This is a genomic window from Corynebacterium sp., from assembly GCF_030532965.1.
Taxonomy (GTDB): Bacteria; Actinomycetota; Actinomycetes; order Mycobacteriales; family Mycobacteriaceae; genus Corynebacterium.
The window spans coordinates 32,824-49,805 of the sequence record NZ_JAUNKC010000017.1; the positions used below are offsets into that span (position 1 = coordinate 32,824).

The 16,982-nt window shown below is 56.6% G+C and carries 13 protein-coding genes; 7 read left to right on the forward strand and 6 right to left on the reverse strand.

Translation table 11 applies throughout. From position 1 onward, the window contains the following. Positions 1-29: 29 nt before the first annotated feature. From Q4D85_RS08760 to Q4D85_RS08775, 4 genes are all read right to left on the reverse strand, one after another. Positions 30-4,430, reverse strand: a complete 4,401-nt coding sequence (locus Q4D85_RS08760; protein WP_303199757.1) for a hypothetical protein — start codon at positions 4,428-4,430, stop codon at positions 30-32. A 3-nt stretch (positions 4,431-4,433) separates the two neighbouring features. Then, entirely contained in the window at positions 4,434-5,288 is an 855-nt protein-coding gene (locus Q4D85_RS08765) for a DUF4132 domain-containing protein (RefSeq protein ID WP_303199758.1), read from the reverse strand. A gap of 66 nt (positions 5,289-5,354) precedes the next feature. Further along, positions 5,355-5,567, reverse strand: coding sequence for a hypothetical protein (locus Q4D85_RS08770; protein WP_303199759.1), 213 nt, complete (start codon positions 5,565-5,567; stop codon positions 5,355-5,357). A gap of 206 nt (positions 5,568-5,773) precedes the next feature. Next, positions 5,774-6,712, reverse strand: a complete 939-nt coding sequence (locus Q4D85_RS08775) for an asparaginase (RefSeq protein ID WP_303199761.1) — start codon at positions 6,710-6,712, stop codon at positions 5,774-5,776. Positions 6,713-7,105: 393 nt separating this feature from the next. On the opposite strand from Q4D85_RS08775, the gene Q4D85_RS08780 reads away from it, so the two are divergent. Together Q4D85_RS08780 and Q4D85_RS08785 are read left to right on the forward strand one after the other, a co-directional pair. Beyond that, positions 7,106-7,723 carry a hypothetical protein gene (locus tag Q4D85_RS08780; protein ID WP_303199763.1) on the forward strand — a complete coding sequence of 206 codons (618 nt, stop codon included), beginning with the start codon at positions 7,106-7,108 and terminating at the stop codon, positions 7,721-7,723. 400 nt (positions 7,724-8,123) lie between these two features. Continuing rightward, positions 8,124-8,798, forward strand: coding sequence for a peptidylprolyl isomerase (locus Q4D85_RS08785; protein WP_303199764.1), 675 nt, complete (start codon positions 8,124-8,126; stop codon positions 8,796-8,798). On the opposite strand, the gene Q4D85_RS08790 is transcribed toward Q4D85_RS08785, so the two are convergent. Then, positions 8,795-9,832 (reverse strand): hypothetical protein, encoded by a 1,038-nt coding sequence (locus Q4D85_RS08790; protein WP_303199765.1) that lies wholly within the window; start codon positions 9,830-9,832, stop codon positions 8,795-8,797. The two genes, Q4D85_RS08785 and Q4D85_RS08790, sit on opposite strands and share 4 nt — an antisense overlap. Positions 9,833-9,948: 116 nt before the next feature. On the opposite strand from Q4D85_RS08790, the gene lspA reads away from it, so the two are divergent. The 4 genes from lspA to Q4D85_RS08810 all read left to right on the forward strand — a co-directional run bounded on the left by lspA (position 9,949) and on the right by Q4D85_RS08810 (position 12,346). Beyond that, positions 9,949-10,431, forward strand: coding sequence for a signal peptidase II (gene lspA, locus Q4D85_RS08795; protein WP_303199801.1), 483 nt, complete (start codon positions 9,949-9,951; stop codon positions 10,429-10,431). Next, positions 10,428-11,360 (forward strand): RluA family pseudouridine synthase, encoded by a 933-nt coding sequence (locus Q4D85_RS08800; protein ID WP_303199766.1) that lies wholly within the window; start codon positions 10,428-10,430, stop codon positions 11,358-11,360. Before lspA ends, Q4D85_RS08800 begins: the two co-directional genes overlap by 4 nt. A gap of 105 nt (positions 11,361-11,465) precedes the next feature. Continuing rightward, positions 11,466-11,687 carry a DUF2892 domain-containing protein gene (locus Q4D85_RS08805; protein WP_303199767.1) on the forward strand — a complete coding sequence of 74 codons (222 nt, stop codon included), beginning with the start codon at positions 11,466-11,468 and terminating at the stop codon, positions 11,685-11,687. 116 nt (positions 11,688-11,803) lie between these two features. Beyond that, positions 11,804-12,346 carry a hypothetical protein gene (locus Q4D85_RS08810; RefSeq protein ID WP_303199768.1) on the forward strand — a complete coding sequence of 181 codons (543 nt, stop codon included), beginning with the start codon at positions 11,804-11,806 and terminating at the stop codon, positions 12,344-12,346. Here the strand turns inward: Q4D85_RS08810 and rarD are convergent. Beyond that, a complete protein-coding gene (gene rarD, locus Q4D85_RS08815) occupies positions 12,258-13,217 on the reverse strand; it encodes an EamA family transporter RarD (protein WP_303199770.1) in 960 nt (319 codons plus the stop codon). The genes Q4D85_RS08810 and rarD overlap by 89 nt on opposite strands. Before the next feature lie 107 nt (positions 13,218-13,324). Here rarD and dnaE point away from each other — a divergent pair, with 107 nt between their 5' ends. Further along, complete coding sequence (gene dnaE, locus Q4D85_RS08820; RefSeq protein ID WP_303199772.1) at positions 13,325-16,885, forward strand: DNA polymerase III subunit alpha; 3,561 nt, start codon at positions 13,325-13,327, stop codon at positions 16,883-16,885. The last annotated feature ends 97 nt before the right edge of the window (positions 16,886-16,982 follow it).

The following is a 16,982-nucleotide window of genomic DNA, read 5'->3' on the forward strand; positions in this document are numbered from 1 at the left end:
ACGATTACCGGCAGCACGCACCCGCCTGGTCAGCGTTTACTGCGGTAGCGGGTGGTGGTGAGTTCTTCGTAGCCAGGCGTATCGCCAGAGGCGTACCTGTCCCACACTTCGGCGAATAATTCTGGGTACGGAACAATCGGCGGGCAGGTCGGCACGATCGGCCGATTTTTGGGGGCTTTCCACAACAGGTAGTGGGGCGCTTTCCACACTTCCATGGCGGGACCATCGTCTGTTTTCTCCAACCAACCGCCAGGCAAAAACACTGCCCGGCCGGTCCCGGCCCGTTTAGCGCTGATTACCAGGCCGTCATCAAGAAGCTCTTGAGCTACCTGCGCCAGCTTATTTTTGCTCCAGTCATTCCATGCCCTGATGTCTTTGTCCATCGGCTTGGTCAACGCCAGTATTTGCAGAAAGTACCTGGCCGCATCGTCGCTGATCTTAAGCGTTTCTGCCACGTCAGAAACGGTTTCGGGCGCGGCGATCATCGGGTCCTGTTTGGCGCCGACAATCGGTGAACCAGATTCCAGATACTCAAGAAGCGGGGTGAGGTGTCCTTCCTGCACCAGCCTCAAGCCGTACAGCGGCAGTATTTCAGGCCGGTATCTCACCGAGTCATAATCACCACCTAATGGTTCGTCGGCGGATGTGAGGTCGCCTTCGGCTAGAACCCGGATACGGTGAGCAAGGGTGTGTGCCTGCTCGCTGCCAGGTTCTACCTCGTGTGCGAGGTTGAGATAGATCGGCAGTAACTCCGGCAATACCCAATTGTCAGGATCGACGCTCGATTTGGCTAGGCCGTGGAAGCCCGCATTGATGTAGTGGTGGAACTGACTTGGAATGCTGCCGAGGATTTCGTCGGTGAGGTGAATCCACGGCGTGCCCCACAGATGTTCCCACAGTATGCGCAACCGGAAAATGTCGGGGCCGTCGGTGAGGAAATTCTCATGCCAGCCCATCCCGAGGAATTCGTTGACATGGTGGCCGAGATTTGATGGCAGTGACCTTTCAAGCGCGGTGATCTCCCGCTTGGATGCCCCGAGCATGTCGGCGATAATCGCTTCACTTTCTTGCGCATACGGCATCGTGTGATCCTGTCGGATACCGGCGAAAAAATACGACCAGATGCGCGGCGGCAGGGTAGAGAACGCGGCAGCTTCCGCCGCCTTTTCCCCGATGGTTGCCGTTTCCCACCTGGGTGTCATCGCGGTTTTCGCCTTGTGGCGTTGTTCATGCCACGAAAGGATCCGATCGAGGGCGGTTTTAAACTTCTCTTTCGGCATAAAAAGCTCGTCGTCACATATGCTGATGCTATCTTTCAACGGTTGCTCCGGCCGGGCGCTGTAATCAGGGTTCCATAACCTGGCATGAACGGGCGTTTGATGGTGGTAATGCTCGATAACCAGCACGTTGTTGTCCCAATGGCACTGGGTTTTGTCGTGGTAGCCGGGCCGTGGAAGAGTAACTTTCCGCCATGTGCCTAACACGCCATATTGGACACACCACGATAAAAAGGCATGGTAAATACGCACCGTTTCTATTGGCAGCCCGGGGGAGGCTAGCCACGATAGCCACCGTTTTTCGTTGGCCACTGTGTCAAGCATGAAGCTGTTAACCGAATAGAACGAAAACTCACCTTCTATCTGAGGTGCGCTGAACATCTGAGCGAGCTTATGCACGTGCCGGAGTTCGTAGAAATCTCTGCCGTGCGGGTCGATGCCTGGTGGCTGCGGAATCTCCTCCTCAACAGTGTGAGTTGGTGTGACCGTTTCGTATACATGGGTCAGGAACTGCGGCACTGTATCCAGTGGCGGGAGTGTGATATCGGCACCGAAGATTTCGCTGATCTCCGCGATAATCCCGGCGATAGCGGCCGCGAGGGTCTCGTCGCCTTCAGTGAAATCGAGAATACCCAGTGGGTTGGCTATCAATTCCGCCGCCTGCGCTTTCGTGCAGGCGCGCAGCTTCGCACTAACCTCTTCATTCCGGGGCCGGAGCTGATGGAAGGCTGCAAACGGCATGTAGTTGATGATGTGCTGAGTGCCATCGTAATCAAGCGATGGCGCGATTGGCGCGTCGGTGGTGGCGTCGTAAAGCGAATGCCCACGGCCACCGTAGTACCGAGCAGACCGCATGTACCACACATCACCCTGCGGTTTCTTAACCGCGAGGAACGACTCGCCGGTGGAATGGAAGGTCCCTAGTGGGCTTACCCAATACCGCCCCAGCGATTTGGTTTGGAGCGAGAATCCGAAGTGTTGCGCATCATCAACACCGAAGGGCGACTCGAACGTCGAAACCGTAGCATCGACGGTGAAGCTAAGCGCCAGGTCGATCGTGGCATCGTGCGTTGCGGCAACGGCTATCGCCTGCGGCACATCAAGCCCGGCCAAGGTACCTGCTTTAAACTGCGCTTTGAAGTCTTCGCGCGAGATCGTTTCGCCGTCCGGCAACACGGTCAACGCCGTATCTTGTTCGCTGGCAACGGCGTAGATTGGGCCGAATCCCAGTTGCAACCCGCTCGGGACGTGCTTTAGTTTCGCGGTGACCGGAGTGGGGCCAATGTAGAGCGTGTCGCCTATCACCTGCGAATACGATCCGGTATTAGCTGCGCTTGAACTGTCGACGAATGAATGGGCACTCCCGTCGGTTAGCCACAGCCACTTCTTTTCCGCCACCGAATTATCGAAGTACATGACAAAAACATCGTCGTCGGCGGGAATCACCGTGAACGAATACCCCGTTGGCATCTGATACTCAGTCACATCTGTGCCATCGAGCACGTACACTTTGTGTTCCTGAGTGACCGCTACCTGCGGGAAATTGGCATGGACCTTGAGTTTTTCTTTATCGATTTTCGGCGCGAGTTCCTCCAATGTCGGCCACGCGTATTCCACCGCCGTACCCCGACGTAGCCGTTCGGCCAATTCCTCGGCGGCGTCGAACCGCAGAATCTCATCGACCGCCTCGGGGTTTAACTCCCGCAACCGTGGGTCGCTAATGTACTCCATACTGTGACTGACGGTTGCCCATAACGCCTTGGAACCGGTGGCCTCTTCACGCGGCTTCCGCAGCGTTTCCAGTTTCCACGAAACGAGCGCTTTGGTCGGTGCGCCGCTGAGTATTTCGTCGGTGTAGGTGGCGACCTGCTCAAAACTCAAACAATCGATCAAATCGGTTTGGCTCGCTACGTGCGAAACCAAATGCACCAGGTCACGGTGATGCTGCTCCAACCAACCCGCGAAGGAAAACATCCGATCCCAGGAGTTTTTCAACGGCAGGGACGACCAATTGATTCCGGCAGCAAGAAAAGCGTCCAAGTAATCCAGGTGATAGTGCGAACTGAAGGTCCGCAGCGTCATACCCGCCACGCTTTCGGCGAGGTCGCTGACCGCCGATAATAATGTGGCGTTGGAATGCTGTAAGAAACCAGAACGTGAGTTTCCGTGGTCGATCAAAGAATCAAGCCACTGGGCAAAACGTTGCGGCGAAGTGCGCAGCTCATCCCATAGCCCCAGCTTTTCTAGGTGCTGAAGGTACGTATCAAAATCCCAATTGTAGGGGATCGTGGTCAACAGAATATCGACAAGCTTGGGTTGAGTTTTCTTCAGCTCCGGCAGCAGGCTCAAGATTTTGTTCAAGAGCGTATCCGGCGAGTACGGGAAGCTTCGGGTTGGAATATAAGCCGCAGTAAACTCCAGATTTACCTCACGCGCGCTCAACCCAATCTTCTTGCCCAGCGCCTGAAGATCCTTAAACACATTGGTATAAACCCCTGACCCGGCGCGTGCTTGGTCGATGACAAGGCTTAAGAAATAGTCGTAGGCGAGTTTCGGCGATGTGCGGTTAGCAACGTCGCGGGATTCGTCCGAAAGCGCCTTCGCGCTGACGACACCTAAGGCCGCAAATTCCCTAAACGCTTGGGCGTGGCGATCCGGGTCGACCGCTACCGCGTGGACACGCTCAGTTTCGCGGGCTTTGCCGAAGTATTGCTTGGCGTAATTGGTGTTGTCCGCCGCCGCGAAAATCCGGGCGATTTCCTCCAAAAACGTTGGCAAGAAGTGCGGGGCCGAAGCCTGCAACGAACCCACTAACCCGTCGATGCGTGCTTTCACCTGGCCAGGATGATTCTTTGCTTTTCGACGCGCCCACTCCACGTCCGTCACCAGATTAAGGGCGTGTTGCGCATTATCCGGGTCGCTGAGAATTGCCCATGCGGGGAAACCAACGGCACGGGCGGTGGTGTACCCGACGGCGGTCTGCCCCGCTTTGGCCAAGCCCATTGCGCCTAATGCGCGGGTTTCGGCTTCAACCAAGGGTTCCGCGACAAGTCGCACCACCGGATAACCGTCACCTAATCCGGTTTCGTATCGTGCTGCCACCAGGGGGACGTCGTTAAGTTCTGCGTGTGGGCGTATGAAGCCAACAGCCATGGATTAGTTCTCCTCAGCGTTTTCCACCTTGCGACCTGCATACAAGTACTCACACATGCGGATGCCTTCACTCCACGCGATCGGGCCCACGTCCTCCAAATTCATGTCTGTTTCATTAACGCTGAAACTCAAAACCCCAAGCTGGGCCTCGTCGAACGGATCATAGGCCTCAAGCTGCAAGAATGCGGTGACCAATTGGTCGTTTTCCGCAACTTCGACGCTGGCGGAATACAGATTCATGCGGAAACCACCGCTGCGGCCTCGGCTCATCACATGCGAGGCCTGTTCAAACGTGCCGTCCTGATACTTGCGTACCTGCTCACGCAGCGACTTCGCATCGGCGGGCTTGAGGTGAATTTCCCGGAACAATTGATCGATACCCTGCTGGGCGCCCAGTTCGGAGGCGAACTCCCGCCAATCATCAATATCCTCAATCACTGCTGGGTGCGGAATCGAAATCGTTTCCGATTCACAGGTGACCGACTCGCCGTCCAAATCCACGATCGCCAAACCAGTGTCGGTCACCCCGCGCAGCAACCCGACCACCGTGCCGTCAGTAACCACCAGATTTTCCAAATATTTCCGCCAGATTGGGTCCGGCCATACCTGCTGGACCGCAATAACCGGAATGCTGTGGCCCCCTAGGAACCACCCCCGAACGCTGTCTGCGCATTCCTCATCGTGCTGCGCCAACACGGTAACCAAGCCGGTTAACTGCTCAAATTCGGGAGTCTTTTTCACCTTCGCCGGGACAGATTTTAAGGTTTTTCCCTTTGCATTCCGGGCGACGATCCGCCCGTCTTCCAGCTTGAGAAAATAGTCGCCAGCAGGAATCCAACCGTCTACAGAATCAGTCATTGTGCACTTTCAGCTTGCTGTGATTTCTTGGAAAACGCCAATGACAACCCACCGACGATTTCCACATTACGTGGTTATTTTAGACAAGAACTCACAACAAATGTGCCCCGAATACCCCACCTTTGTAATTCGGGCGCACCCGACAATTCGACGTGCGAAAACTCGATCACGGTCACGGCGTTTGGGCAACGAGACGGCGGTACCGGCGGGAAAACCAGCAGTTAAGTCCCGCCCAGCGGCGGTAGGCGGGGCGGTGGTTGGTGGATTATCCTCATGCATACCGCAAGCTTCGCGCCCTGCGTCCAGCTACCATGTAACGACCCCCAACCGGGGCAAAACTGTTGAGAGGTGTTCAGCGCTTAAAGCCCGGGCAACGACGCGGAAGGCTCTTTCCAAAAACGTGCTCCTAGGGATTTCGCACCACGCAGGATACACCCAGAGCACGTTTCTAGAGTTTGTATTCAGTCGCTTGTATTCGGTCGGTTTTAAAACAACGTAAACGGATTCACACCACTGGCAATAGCAATGGCAAGCAGGACGCGGGATTGTCCGGCCCGAAAGTAGGTGGAACCGATTGCGCCTTTGGCCGCCAGGGTGGCACCGCCGCCAGCACCACCGTAGGTGCCGGAAACATCGCCGCGCGGCACTCGGGTAGTGATGACAACCGGAACGCCGTTGTCTAAGGCTTCGCCCAGCGCGACGCCCATTTCAGTGCCGACATTTCCAGAACCCATCGCTTCGATCACCAGGCCGTCGGCACCGGCGGCGAGGGCGGCGTCGACAAGCGTGCGGGGCGCGCCGGGGTAGGCATGGATGATGTCGACGCGGGTGCGAGCAAGAGCGGTGGTGGCAACGAGGTCGGCGCGGGGTGGTTCCTCAGGGGCGTTGGTGGCAAAGGCGAGTTCGTCGGTGGTATGCCATTTGGTTGCACCCCGGGCGGGTAAGACCGCGTGGCCGAAGACGATGAGGACACCGATGTCGCGGGCGGAAGTATCGGAGGCGATCATGACTGCCTCGAAGAGGTTAGTAAAACCGTCGGATTCAGGGTGGTCATGTGGTTTTTGGGAACCGGTAAGCACTATGGGGCGGGAGTCGGCGTGGAAGGTATCGAGTGCGATGGCGGTTTCTTCCATTGAATCGGTGCCGTGGGTGACCACAACGCCGGTGACGGTGGGATCGGCAAGCGCGTTGTGGCAGGCGGCGACGATTTCGTCGATGTCCGCGAACGTCATGGCGGAGGAGTCAAGCCGGTTTAATTCCTGGACTTCGACGTCGAGGTTTCCGGCGAATCGTTCGGCGACGGGTGCTACCAGTGTTGCGCCGTCAACGGTGGGAATGAGCGCGCCGTTCGGGTCGGTGGTGCAGGAGATGGTGCCGCCGGTGGTGATTACTACTACTTTGGGGAGGGCTTGGGTAGTGGTCATGGGTATAAAGAGTGCCATATTTTTGATTTGGGGGTGGGGGATCGCCAACCGCGTTAATTTTATTATCAGGTTTGCTGTTGGTGTGTGGGGGGTGAGGTTTAGCGGAGCTTTTCGACGCCTAACGGTGCGTGTAGCTGCGGGTTTCCGTGGTGATCGCGGTGGGGTGTGGCCTAGGGGAGCGTGTAGAAATTGTGTTATTGTGCGCACGTTTATGGTGAGGTTTATGCGAAATTCAGATTTAGGCGTTACCATTTCGTAGTAAAAGATTGATGCCCATCCCACCGCATCGCCTTATGGGTCAAAACGGGATCTGTATGAAAGTGTGGTGCATTTTGTTGCGCTTGGCTAAGAAGAAAAATGCCGAGTGGATGCAGAACTTTAAAGGAGTTTTCTGTGAAGTTTTCCAAACTATTTGTTGCAACCGTGTCTGCGGTGACTGTGTGGGGTTTGGCCGCGTGTTCTGGTGACGAATCGGCAACGTCTGACGCCGGTAGCTCCAGCGCAGAAAGCACCGCCTCGGCGACCGCGCCGTTGTCTTTGCCAACCGCGGAAGAACTCAATGCGATTCTGGCATTGGCCTCCGATCCGAATGCGCCGATCGAACAGCGTACCCAGACCGTACAAAACGGTGAGGCCGCCCCAGAATTGTTCGAAACCATGGCCCGGTCTAAGCAGGAATCGGGAGCCGATTTCCAGGTGGTTCAGCCGATCCTTCCGGGTTATACCCCAGATTCAGTATTGGCCACGGTGAATTTCACCTTGCCGGATCGGGAGGCGCAGCCTGCGGAGAACGTTGAGTTCGTCTACGAGAACGGCGTGTGGAAGTTGTCCCAATCGTGGGCTTGTACCTTGATTACCAACACCGTGGAGCCGGAGCAGGTTCCACCGATGTGCCATGCTAATGCTGGCGTTCCGGAGGAAGCACCTGCGGAAGCCCCAATTGAGGAGCCCGCCCCACCTGCGGATGCACCGGTTGATGCCCCTCCTGCGGATCAACCGCCTGCTAACTAAGTCGTCTGAGGTTGATAGGCTAACTTTAAGCCGCCGCAACCTGGTGAATGCATCAGGTTGCGGCGGTTTTGTGGTGTTGGGGGTGCGGTTGCGTGGTGGATGAACTGGGGAACCGTTCGTAATTCTTCCGATCAAGTACTTTTCCAATCAATACGAGACTAATTATCGGGTATGACTGTGGGCGACATTTAGCCACTATGAATATATTTTTGTCCATGTGGTCACATCTGGTACTCGCTAGATGTCGTCATGCAAACTTTCTAATATGTTTAGTCAAGACTGACGGCGGAAAGGGGTGCGGCCGAAAACCATCACAATAAAGGTCTGCCATGACCGCCGTTGTTCTGGTGATTCATTGTTTCGGATAGGCGATGGGCTCCGGTGGGCTAGACTGTTCGCCATGCGTAGACTGAAAACCCATTTCGTTGTCGCCGTTGCCGCACTGTCGCTGGGGGTAACGGCCTGTTCTTCAGAGAAATCCACTGATACGGCCGCGGCTAACTCCGTGGCGGACAAGTGCGGTGTCACCGCTGAAGGTGCCACAGGTGAATTGCTGGTTCCGGATTCTTTGGCCGAAGGCACGGTGGATGTGACGTTCTCCACCAATTCTGGCGATATTCCGGTGACCTTGGACGCGGACAAAGCGCCGTGCACCACCAGCATCATTGCACATCTGGCGGAGAACGGTTTTTACAACGGCACCACGTGTCACCGGATAACCACCCAGGGAATCTACGTGCTGCAGTGTGGCGACCCCACCGGCACCGGCAGCGGTGGTCCGGGTTTTAGGTTTTCCGATGAGTATCCGGTGACGGAGGCGGAATCCGCCGGAACCGATCTGTATAAGGCGGGCACCATCGCGATGGCGAATGCTGGGCCGAATACCAATGGTTCCCAGTTCTTCCTGAATTACCAGGATTCGCAGCTGCCGCCAGCGTATACCTTGTTCGGGACGATCAAACCTGAGGGCATGGAAACGCTGAAAACCATCACCGATCGCGGCGCCCAGGGCGGGCTTTTCGACGGCCCACCAGCCGAAACCGTCACCATCGACTCGGTGACCGTGAAGCGTTAACGGCTTTCAAACCTCACCGCAGTGGCGGTATCTTGCACCACCCGGACTTGTGAGTTTTCCTCACCGTAGACCACCCGGGTGGTCATTTCTATGTCGCCGGAGCTCGGCAGCGGCTGGGAAAGGTTCACTTCCAACGTGCCTTCGCTCGTGGTGGTGGCGGAAAGCACTTTCAGCTCGTCGTCGGTTTCTTCCGATTGCAATGCGCCCAGCGCCGGGCGGCGTTGAACATCGACATCAAGGGTGACGGTGGTGCCGGATTCGGTTTCGTCCAGCTTTTTCAGGGTATAAGTGATGGTCTGCAGCATCGCGGATTGGCCGGTGATCCGGGATTCCACGATCCAGGTTGCGCCGGTACCGATCTTTTCCGTGGGGAAAACAATGGGGATCCCCACCAGGGCGCTGAGATATTGTTCGGTAATCGCACGTGCCTCATCGCTGGCGGTTACCGGTGCGGTGAAATTCAGCGACGAAACCTGCCCTTGGTTATTGGCAAACCAGCCGAAGGCAAAGCCCCGGGCGGTGTCAATATCGGTCACTTTCTGCGTGATATCGCCGGTTAACGTGGGAGTGTCCAGCTCTAAGAACACGCTGCGGCTTGACGATTCACTGTTTTCCGCCGCTAGCGTGTGTGCGGTCACCGGCGCGCTAAACGTATTGCTGGGTTTAGCGGCATCGTCGGCTTCTTCGGTGACTTTATCCGGGGTGGTAATCGACTGAGTGAAGCCGTCGGCGATGCTGAGCGTGAGTTTCTGTTTCTTCTGGTCAACGTCGGCAAATTCGATCACCTGCAACGGGCCAGTGCCGGGATCGGTCAGGGTTATCCGTGGGGTTTCTAACTGCACACCCACGGGTTGTTCCACCGCGACGTTGGGGGTGGTGTCGGTTTCGGAACAAGCAGAAGCAAACAGAATGCTGGCGGAGAAAACGCAACACAGCAATATATGTGGTGCTGTGCGGCGTCGAAAAGCACGCTCATTGGCGGCTTCGGGTTGTAGCTTGGGGCGGCGGTCGGCAAACGTTGGAAAATCAGTCACCCTCACCACTGTAGCGAGGTTGTTTACCTCTGAGGTGGCGCAGACTGGTGTGTATTTGAAAAGATAGACGGGTGGTTAAAACAGACAGGAGAACTACCCGATCATTTGTTGCGTTTATGCTGATCGTCATCGTGGCAGTGGCGGTGATTGACCAAGCAACCAAAATTACGATGCTGCGCCTGCTTTCCGACGGTCACATCATCTACATAATCGGGGATTGGTTTAGGTTCCGTCTGTTATTTAACCCCGGCGCGGCGTTCTCCATCGGCTCCGGCTCAACGTGGCTATTTACGTGTTTTCAAATCGCCTTTTTATTAGGCGTCATCATCTATTCCCGCAAGGTAGAAGACCGCTGGTCGGCGCTCGGGTTGGCGCTGATCGGTGGCGGTGCGTTGGGTAACCTTATCGACCGATTGTTTAGGGAGCCGGCGTTTTTCCTGGGGCACGTGGTGGACTTTATTTCCGTCGGCAATTTCGCGGTTTTCAACGTCGCGGATTCGGCGATCACGGTCGGGGTGGTTCTGTTTATCGCCGCGATGCTTTTTGAGGAGCGCCGCCACTCGCGGATCGCTAGCGCCGGTAAGGAGGGGGAGAAATGAGCCGGGAATTTAGGTCCCTGCCGGTCCCCGAGGGGCTGGCGGGCATGCGGGTGGATCAAGCATTATCGAAGCTGCTGGGGTTATCGCGGACAGTTGCGGCCGATCTTGCCGCAGCGGGCGATGTGACCGTCGATGGCAAGCAGGTGGCGAAGTCGGACAAGCTTAACGACGGTTCCTGGCTGGAGGTCCTGCTTCCAGAACCGCAGAAACCCTTGCTGCCCAAAGAAGAACTTGTTGAAGGAATGGACATTCTCTATTCCGATGACGATGTGATCGCGGTGAATAAACCCGTCGGTGTGGCTGCCCACCCCACCGTCGGTTGGGACGGCCCGACGGTTGTCGGTGGCCTAGCTGCGGCCGGTTTCCGGATTTCCACTTCCGGCCCTCCGGAGCGAAACGGCATCGTGCAACGCTTGGACGTGGGCACGAGTGGGGTGATGGTGGTTGCGGCTTCCGAACGGGGCTATTCGGTGCTTAAGCGTGCGTTTAAAGAACGCACCGTGTCCAAGACGTATCATGCCTTGGTGCAGGGGCACATGGATCCGCTGACCGGAACGATCGAAGCGCCGATCGGCAGGCACCCATCATCCGGGTGGAAATTCGCGGTGACCAGCGACGGCAAACACGCCGTTACTCACTACGAAACCTTGGAAGCGTTCGCGGAAGCTTCGCTGTTGGAGATTCATTTAGAAACTGGCCGTACTCATCAGATTCGGGTGCACATGGCTGCCTTGCATCATCCGTGTTGCGGTGACCCGATGTACGGTTCGGACCCGAATCTGTCCAAGCGCTTAGGGCTTATTAGGCAATGGCTGCACGCGGTGACTCTTGGGTTCCACCACCCGGCCGACGGTAGGTGGATGGAGATCACCTCACCGTATCCGCCGGATTTGCAGCACGCGCTTGATGTCTTGCGGGTTGATAATTAGAAGCTTTAGTGGTTTACCACTTTAGGGTGAGGAAAAGCGCAGGTTATCTTGTGTTTTGCGCCACAATGGCTGGTGTTTTTCCGATGTCGGAATACCATACATGGAATGACTAAGAATCTTTCTAATCAAGACCGCATTATCCGCATTGTAGCCTCCTTCTTGGTGGGCTTCGGTAGCTTCCTCACCAGCAGCGCGCTGGTGACCTTCATCTTGTGGATTTTGTCGGTTATCCTCCTGGTCACCGCGATCATCGGCTTCTGCCCAATCTACAAAGCTCTGGGTAAGTCCACCTGCGATATCGACCCAAATAAGACCAGTAACCCATAATTTTCTAGATTCCGCGCAGCTTTTTCTCACCGCATAAGTCGCCCTTTCACGGTCGGCAATCGCTGAAGCTGCGCGGTTTTGGCTTTTTATTATAAGGTGCTGCACTCTTATACATTGTGGACACAATCGACCGGTGGCGAGTAGCAATCGCCGGATTCTCTTGCGTCGTTTTGCTGGCGGCGGTAGCGGTGCTTTCCGGTAGTGACCGGGTGGCAAAACCCATGCGGATTAACGGCGACAGTCTCGGCCAAGAAACATCCGAAAGTTTTGATGAATATGTTCGCCGCGCCACGGAATCTATCGCCTCGGCTCAGTCTAACGGCGACTATATCGGCTATGCTTTGGTGACTTTTCGCCCAGCGCAATCAGCGCAGGTTGCTGGAGCCGTGGTGGGTAACATTGCGCGAGTCAACGCCATCCAGATCCCAGACAATCCGGTAGTGGGTATTCCTGAGCCCGTGCACACCAGCCGAGCAGATCAGATAGTCCAGCAATTACACATCCACAACCTACCCGCAGATAAGATCACTGGGGTAGTGGTGCGCGATCGAATTTCGGCTCTTGCCAGGCTCAGTCATGACCCGGCGGTGGCGGCGGTGGAGATTCTGCCGCCGGACGCGGCGTGGAACCAGTTCTCGGTTCGTCCGGTTCGCTACTGACAGATGCGCTTCTGGCAGGGCGTGGGGTGCGGCGGTGGCGGTACGTATCGAAAAGGAAGAGGATAACGGCCACCCAAATGATGCTAAACGCCACCCAGCGGATGGGTTCGATATGTTCCCGGGTGACAAATACCGCCCACAACATCTGCATCGTCGGCGTTAAATACTGCAGCATGCCAATCGTCGACAGTGGCACCTGCTTGGCGGCCATCCCAAAAAGCAAAAGCGGAACCGCCGTCACCAATCCTGCGGAGACAAGCAGAAGACTATGTCCTGCACCGTGGCTTAAGAACGTGCCAGTGCCGGTGGCTTCAATAACCACAATGTATCCGATCGCTACCGGGGCTAACACCAAGGTTTCCGCCGCCAACGACACACTGGCCGGCAGCGGAATCCGCTTTTTCACCAAACCATAAAACCCAAAAGAAAACGCCAACAGCAATGCGACAACCGGCGGCTGCCCGGCAAGAAGCGTCAGAATCGCCACGGCAGTCGCCGCGATGATGATGCTTGCCATCTGGGCTGGGCGCAGCCGCTCGTGCAAAAACACAATGCCGAGAAGCACATTCACCAACGGATTGATGAAATACCCCAACGCGGCGTCCGCGACGTGGCTGGAATTAACCGCCATCACGTACACCAACCAATTCACCGCAATCAATCCGCCAGCCGCCGCGATGTGCAGCCACAGCTTCAGCGACGCTGTGCGAAGCTGGCGGAAACCGCCGGTAACAACAACCACCCCGACCATAATCACCGCAGTCCAGGCGATGCGGTGGGCGATAATTTCCACCGGGGAGGCGGGCTCTAATAACGGGAAGAATGCCGGAAATAGCCCCCACAAAAGATAAGCCGCCAGCGCAAAAATCATAGGCTACATCGTAGTGTCCGCCGCCTGTCGACGTCGAAAAGCAAGCGTCGACACACCGAGACATCCGCAGCATGACGAAGGCTTGACACGATAACTAAACTAGCCCCATGGCCAAAAAATCTTCCTTCGTCCATCTCCACAACCACACTGAATACTCCATGCTGGACGGAATGGCGAAAGTCGATCTCCTCGCCGAAGAAGTAAAACGCCAAGGCATGCCCGCCGTCGGCATGACCGACCACGGCAACATGTTCGGATCCGACGCGTTCTACCACGCCATGACCAAAGCTGGCATCAAACCGATCATCGGCATTGAAGCCTATCTCGCGCCGGGCTCACGTTTCGACATGAAGCGGCAACGGTGGGGTGACGAATCCCAAAAGTCCGATGACGTCTCCGCCTCCGGTGCCTACCTGCACCAAACGATGATCGCCGAAACCACCGAAGGTCTGCATAATCTTTTCTACCTCTCGTCGATGGCGTCCTATGAAGGACAGCTTGGTAAATGGCCGCGCATGGATGCGGAATTGATCGCCGAACACGCCACCGGAATCATCGCCACAACCGGATGCCCTTCCGGCGATGTGCAAACCCGGCTCCGGCTTGGACAATTCGACAAAGCTCTTGAAGCCGCCGCGATGTGGCAGGACATCTACGGTAAAGACAATTACTTCCTCGAACTCATGGATCACGGGCTCGACATCGAAAACCGGGTGCGGAGCGAACTTTTAGAAATCGGCCGGAAACTCGGATTGCCGCCGCTGGTCACCAACGACTGCCACTACGTTCTGGAATCCCAAGCGCACGCACACGAGGTGATGCTGTGCGTGCAGACCGGCAAGACCATGAGCGACCCAGATCGCTTCAAATTCGACGGAACCGGTTACTACGTCAAGTCTGCGGAACAAATGCGCGAAATCTGGGATCACCTGGTGCCAGACGCCTGCGACAACACTTTGTGGATCGCCGAACGCGTCCAAGACTATTCCTCCGTGTGGGCCGAACATCCCCACGACCGCATGCCGATCGCCGACGTCCCGGAAGGGCACACCCCCACCACGTGGCTGCGGCACCAGGTGATGGAAGGCCTTCAGGAACGGTTCCCCGGTAAGGAAGTGCCGCGGGAATACATCGAACGGGCGAATTTCGAGATCGACGTGATCGACATGAAAGGCTACCCCTCCTACTTCCTCATCGTGGCCGAGCTGATTAAGCACGCCCGCAGCATCGGAATTCGGGTGGGGCCCGGTCGTGGCTCCGCCGCAGGTGCGCTGGTGGCCTATGCGCTCACCATCACCAATATCGACCCGATGGAACACGGCTTGCTGTTCGAGAGGTTCCTCAACCCCGAACGCCCCTCCGCCCCCGATATTGATATCGACTTCGACGATCGTCGTCGCGGGGAGATGATTCGGTACGCCACCGAGCGGTGGGGCGAGGACAAGATCGCCCAGGTTATTACCTTCGGTACGGTGAAAACCAAACAAGCGCTGAAAGACTCCGCGCGTGCGCTGTATGGTCAGCCGGGCTACCAGATTGCCGACCGCATTACCAAGGTGCTGCCGCCGCCAATCATGGCCAAGGATATTCCACTGGCGGGCATCATGGATCCAGAACATGAACGCTATACGGAAGCCGGTGAAGTCCGACAGCTCATCGAAACCGACCCCGATGTTAAACAAATCTACGAAACCGCCCGAGGTCTTGAAGGCGTGGTCCGCCAGGCCGGTGTGCACGCCTGCGCCGTGATTATGGCCTCGGTGCCGCTGCTCGACTGCATCCCTATGTGGAAACGCCCAGCCGACGGTGCCCTGATTACCGGCTGGCCCTATCCGGCCTGCGAGGCCATTGGCCTTTTGAAGATGGACTTCCTGGGGTTGCGTAACCTCACGGTCATCGGTGACGCTTTGGAAAACATCAAGATCAACCGCGACGAGGACATTGATCTAGAAAACCTCACCACCGACAACGAGGCGGTCTATGAGCTGCTATCGCGGGGCGAGACCCTGGGCGTGTTCCAGCTAGACTCCGGCGGCATGCAGGAGCTGCTGAAACGAATGCAACCAACCGGATTCAACGACATCGTTGCCTCCTTGGCGCTGTACCGACCAGGTCCGATGGGTGTGGGCGCTCACCTGGATTACGCGGACCGCAAAAACGGACGCAAACCGATCACCCCGATCCACCCGGAGCTGGAAGAAGACCTCAAGGAAATCCTTGACGAAACCTACGGCCTGATCGTGTACCAAGAGCAGATCATGGCGATTTCCCGCAAAGTGGCCAACTACACCGCTGGCGAAGCCGATGGTTTCCGGAAAGCGATGGGTAAGAAAAAGCCCGAAGTGCTGGCCGCAGAATACGAAAAATTCTCCGCCGGTATGTTCAAAAACGGATTCAGCAAAGAAGCCGTCGACGCCCTGTGGGGAACGATTGAACCGTTCGCTTCCTACGCGTTTAACAAGTCGCACGCCGCAGGCTACGGCCTGGTGTCCTACTGGACCGCCTACCTGAAGGCGAACTACGCCGCGGAATACATGGCGGCGCTGCTGACCTCCGTGTCGGATAAAAAGGATAAATCCGCGATCTACCTGGCCGACTGCCGCCACCAAGGCATCGCCGTGCTATCGCCGGACGTGAACGAATCCGCCTATAACTTCCTGCCGGTAGGCACCGACATCCGCTTCGGGCTAGGAGCGGTGCGTAACGTCGGTGAAGATGTGGTGGCGTCGATTGTGAAGGAACGAAACGCCAAAGGCTTGTATAAGGATTTCTCCGACTACCTGGACAAGATCGACCTGACAGCCTGCAATAAACGCGTCACGGAATCCCTGATTAAAGCCGGTGCGTTCGACTCCATGGGTCATTCCCGCAAGGGGCTGATGATGGTATTCGAAGACGCCGTCGACGCCGCCATCGGTCCGAAGAAAGCCATGGACAAAGGCCAATTCGACCTATTCGCCGGGTTCGGCGGGGAAGACGAAACCGCCCAGAACGTCTTCAACGTCACGGTTCCGGACGATCAATGGGACAAGAAACACCAATTGGCTCTGGAACGAGAAATGCTGGGACTGTACGTCTCCGGCCATCCGCTGGACGGGTTCGAAGACGCCCTAGACGCCCAGATTGATACCCCATTGTCGTTGATTGCTTCCGGGGAATTAAAAAACGGTGCGGAAGTCCACATCGGCGGCATCATTTCCGCCGTTGACCGGCGGGTATCAAAGAAAGACGGTTCGCCCTGGGCGATCGTCACCATCGAAGACCAGCACGGTGTCCAGGTGGAACTGTTGGTCTTTAACAAGGTGTATGCGATAGTCGGTCCGCAGATCGTCGAAGATAATATCGTCTTGGCCAAAGCCCACGTTTCCATTCGTGATGATCGGTTCGGCGTGTTCTGCGACGACATGAAGGTTCCGGAATTAGGTCCCGGCAATGGTGCCGGCTTGCCGTTGCGTTTAACAATGCGCACCGACCAATGCACGATGGCTAATATTGCCAAGCTGAAAGGCGTGCTGCTGGCCAATAGCGGCGACTCGGACGTATACCTGAACCTGGTCTGCGGTGAGGAATCGAAGGTGGTTATCTTAGGCGAACACTTGCGCGTTAATCGCTCCGCAAGCCTCATGGGCGACCTGAAAGCAACCATGGGTCCCGGGATTTTGGGGTAATCCGCTTTTCGACGTCTCAGCGTGCCGAGGATTGAGTGCGGCGCTGGCACTTAAGCACTGGTTCCGGCGTTTAGCTGCGCGCCGGGCCAGATTAATG

What these genes read in the sequence shown, in the direction of transcription:
- Q4D85_RS08760 (WP_303199757.1), bottom strand. Translation starts at nt 4,430, where the DNA reads ATGGCTGTTGGCTTCATACGCCCACACGCAGAACTTAACGACGTCCCC.
- Q4D85_RS08765 (WP_303199758.1), bottom strand. Translation starts at nt 5,288, where the DNA reads ATGACTGATTCTGTAGACGGTTGGATTCCTGCTGGCGACTATTTTCTC.
- Q4D85_RS08770 (WP_303199759.1), bottom strand. Translation starts at nt 5,567, where the DNA reads ATGCATGAGGATAATCCACCAACCACCGCCCCGCCTACCGCCGCTGGG.
- Q4D85_RS08775 (WP_303199761.1), bottom strand. Translation starts at nt 6,712, where the DNA reads ATGACCACTACCCAAGCCCTCCCCAAAGTAGTAGTAATCACCACCGGC.
- Q4D85_RS08785 (WP_303199764.1), top strand. Translation starts at nt 8,124, where the DNA reads ATGCGTAGACTGAAAACCCATTTCGTTGTCGCCGTTGCCGCACTGTCG.
- lspA (WP_303199801.1), top strand. Translation starts at nt 9,949, where the DNA reads ATGCTGATCGTCATCGTGGCAGTGGCGGTGATTGACCAAGCAACCAAA.
- Q4D85_RS08800 (WP_303199766.1), top strand. Translation starts at nt 10,428, where the DNA reads ATGAGCCGGGAATTTAGGTCCCTGCCGGTCCCCGAGGGGCTGGCGGGC.
- Q4D85_RS08805 (WP_303199767.1), top strand. Translation starts at nt 11,466, where the DNA reads ATGACTAAGAATCTTTCTAATCAAGACCGCATTATCCGCATTGTAGCC.
- rarD (WP_303199770.1), bottom strand. Translation starts at nt 13,217, where the DNA reads ATGATTTTTGCGCTGGCGGCTTATCTTTTGTGGGGGCTATTTCCGGCA.
- dnaE (WP_303199772.1), top strand. Translation starts at nt 13,325, where the DNA reads ATGGCCAAAAAATCTTCCTTCGTCCATCTCCACAACCACACTGAATAC.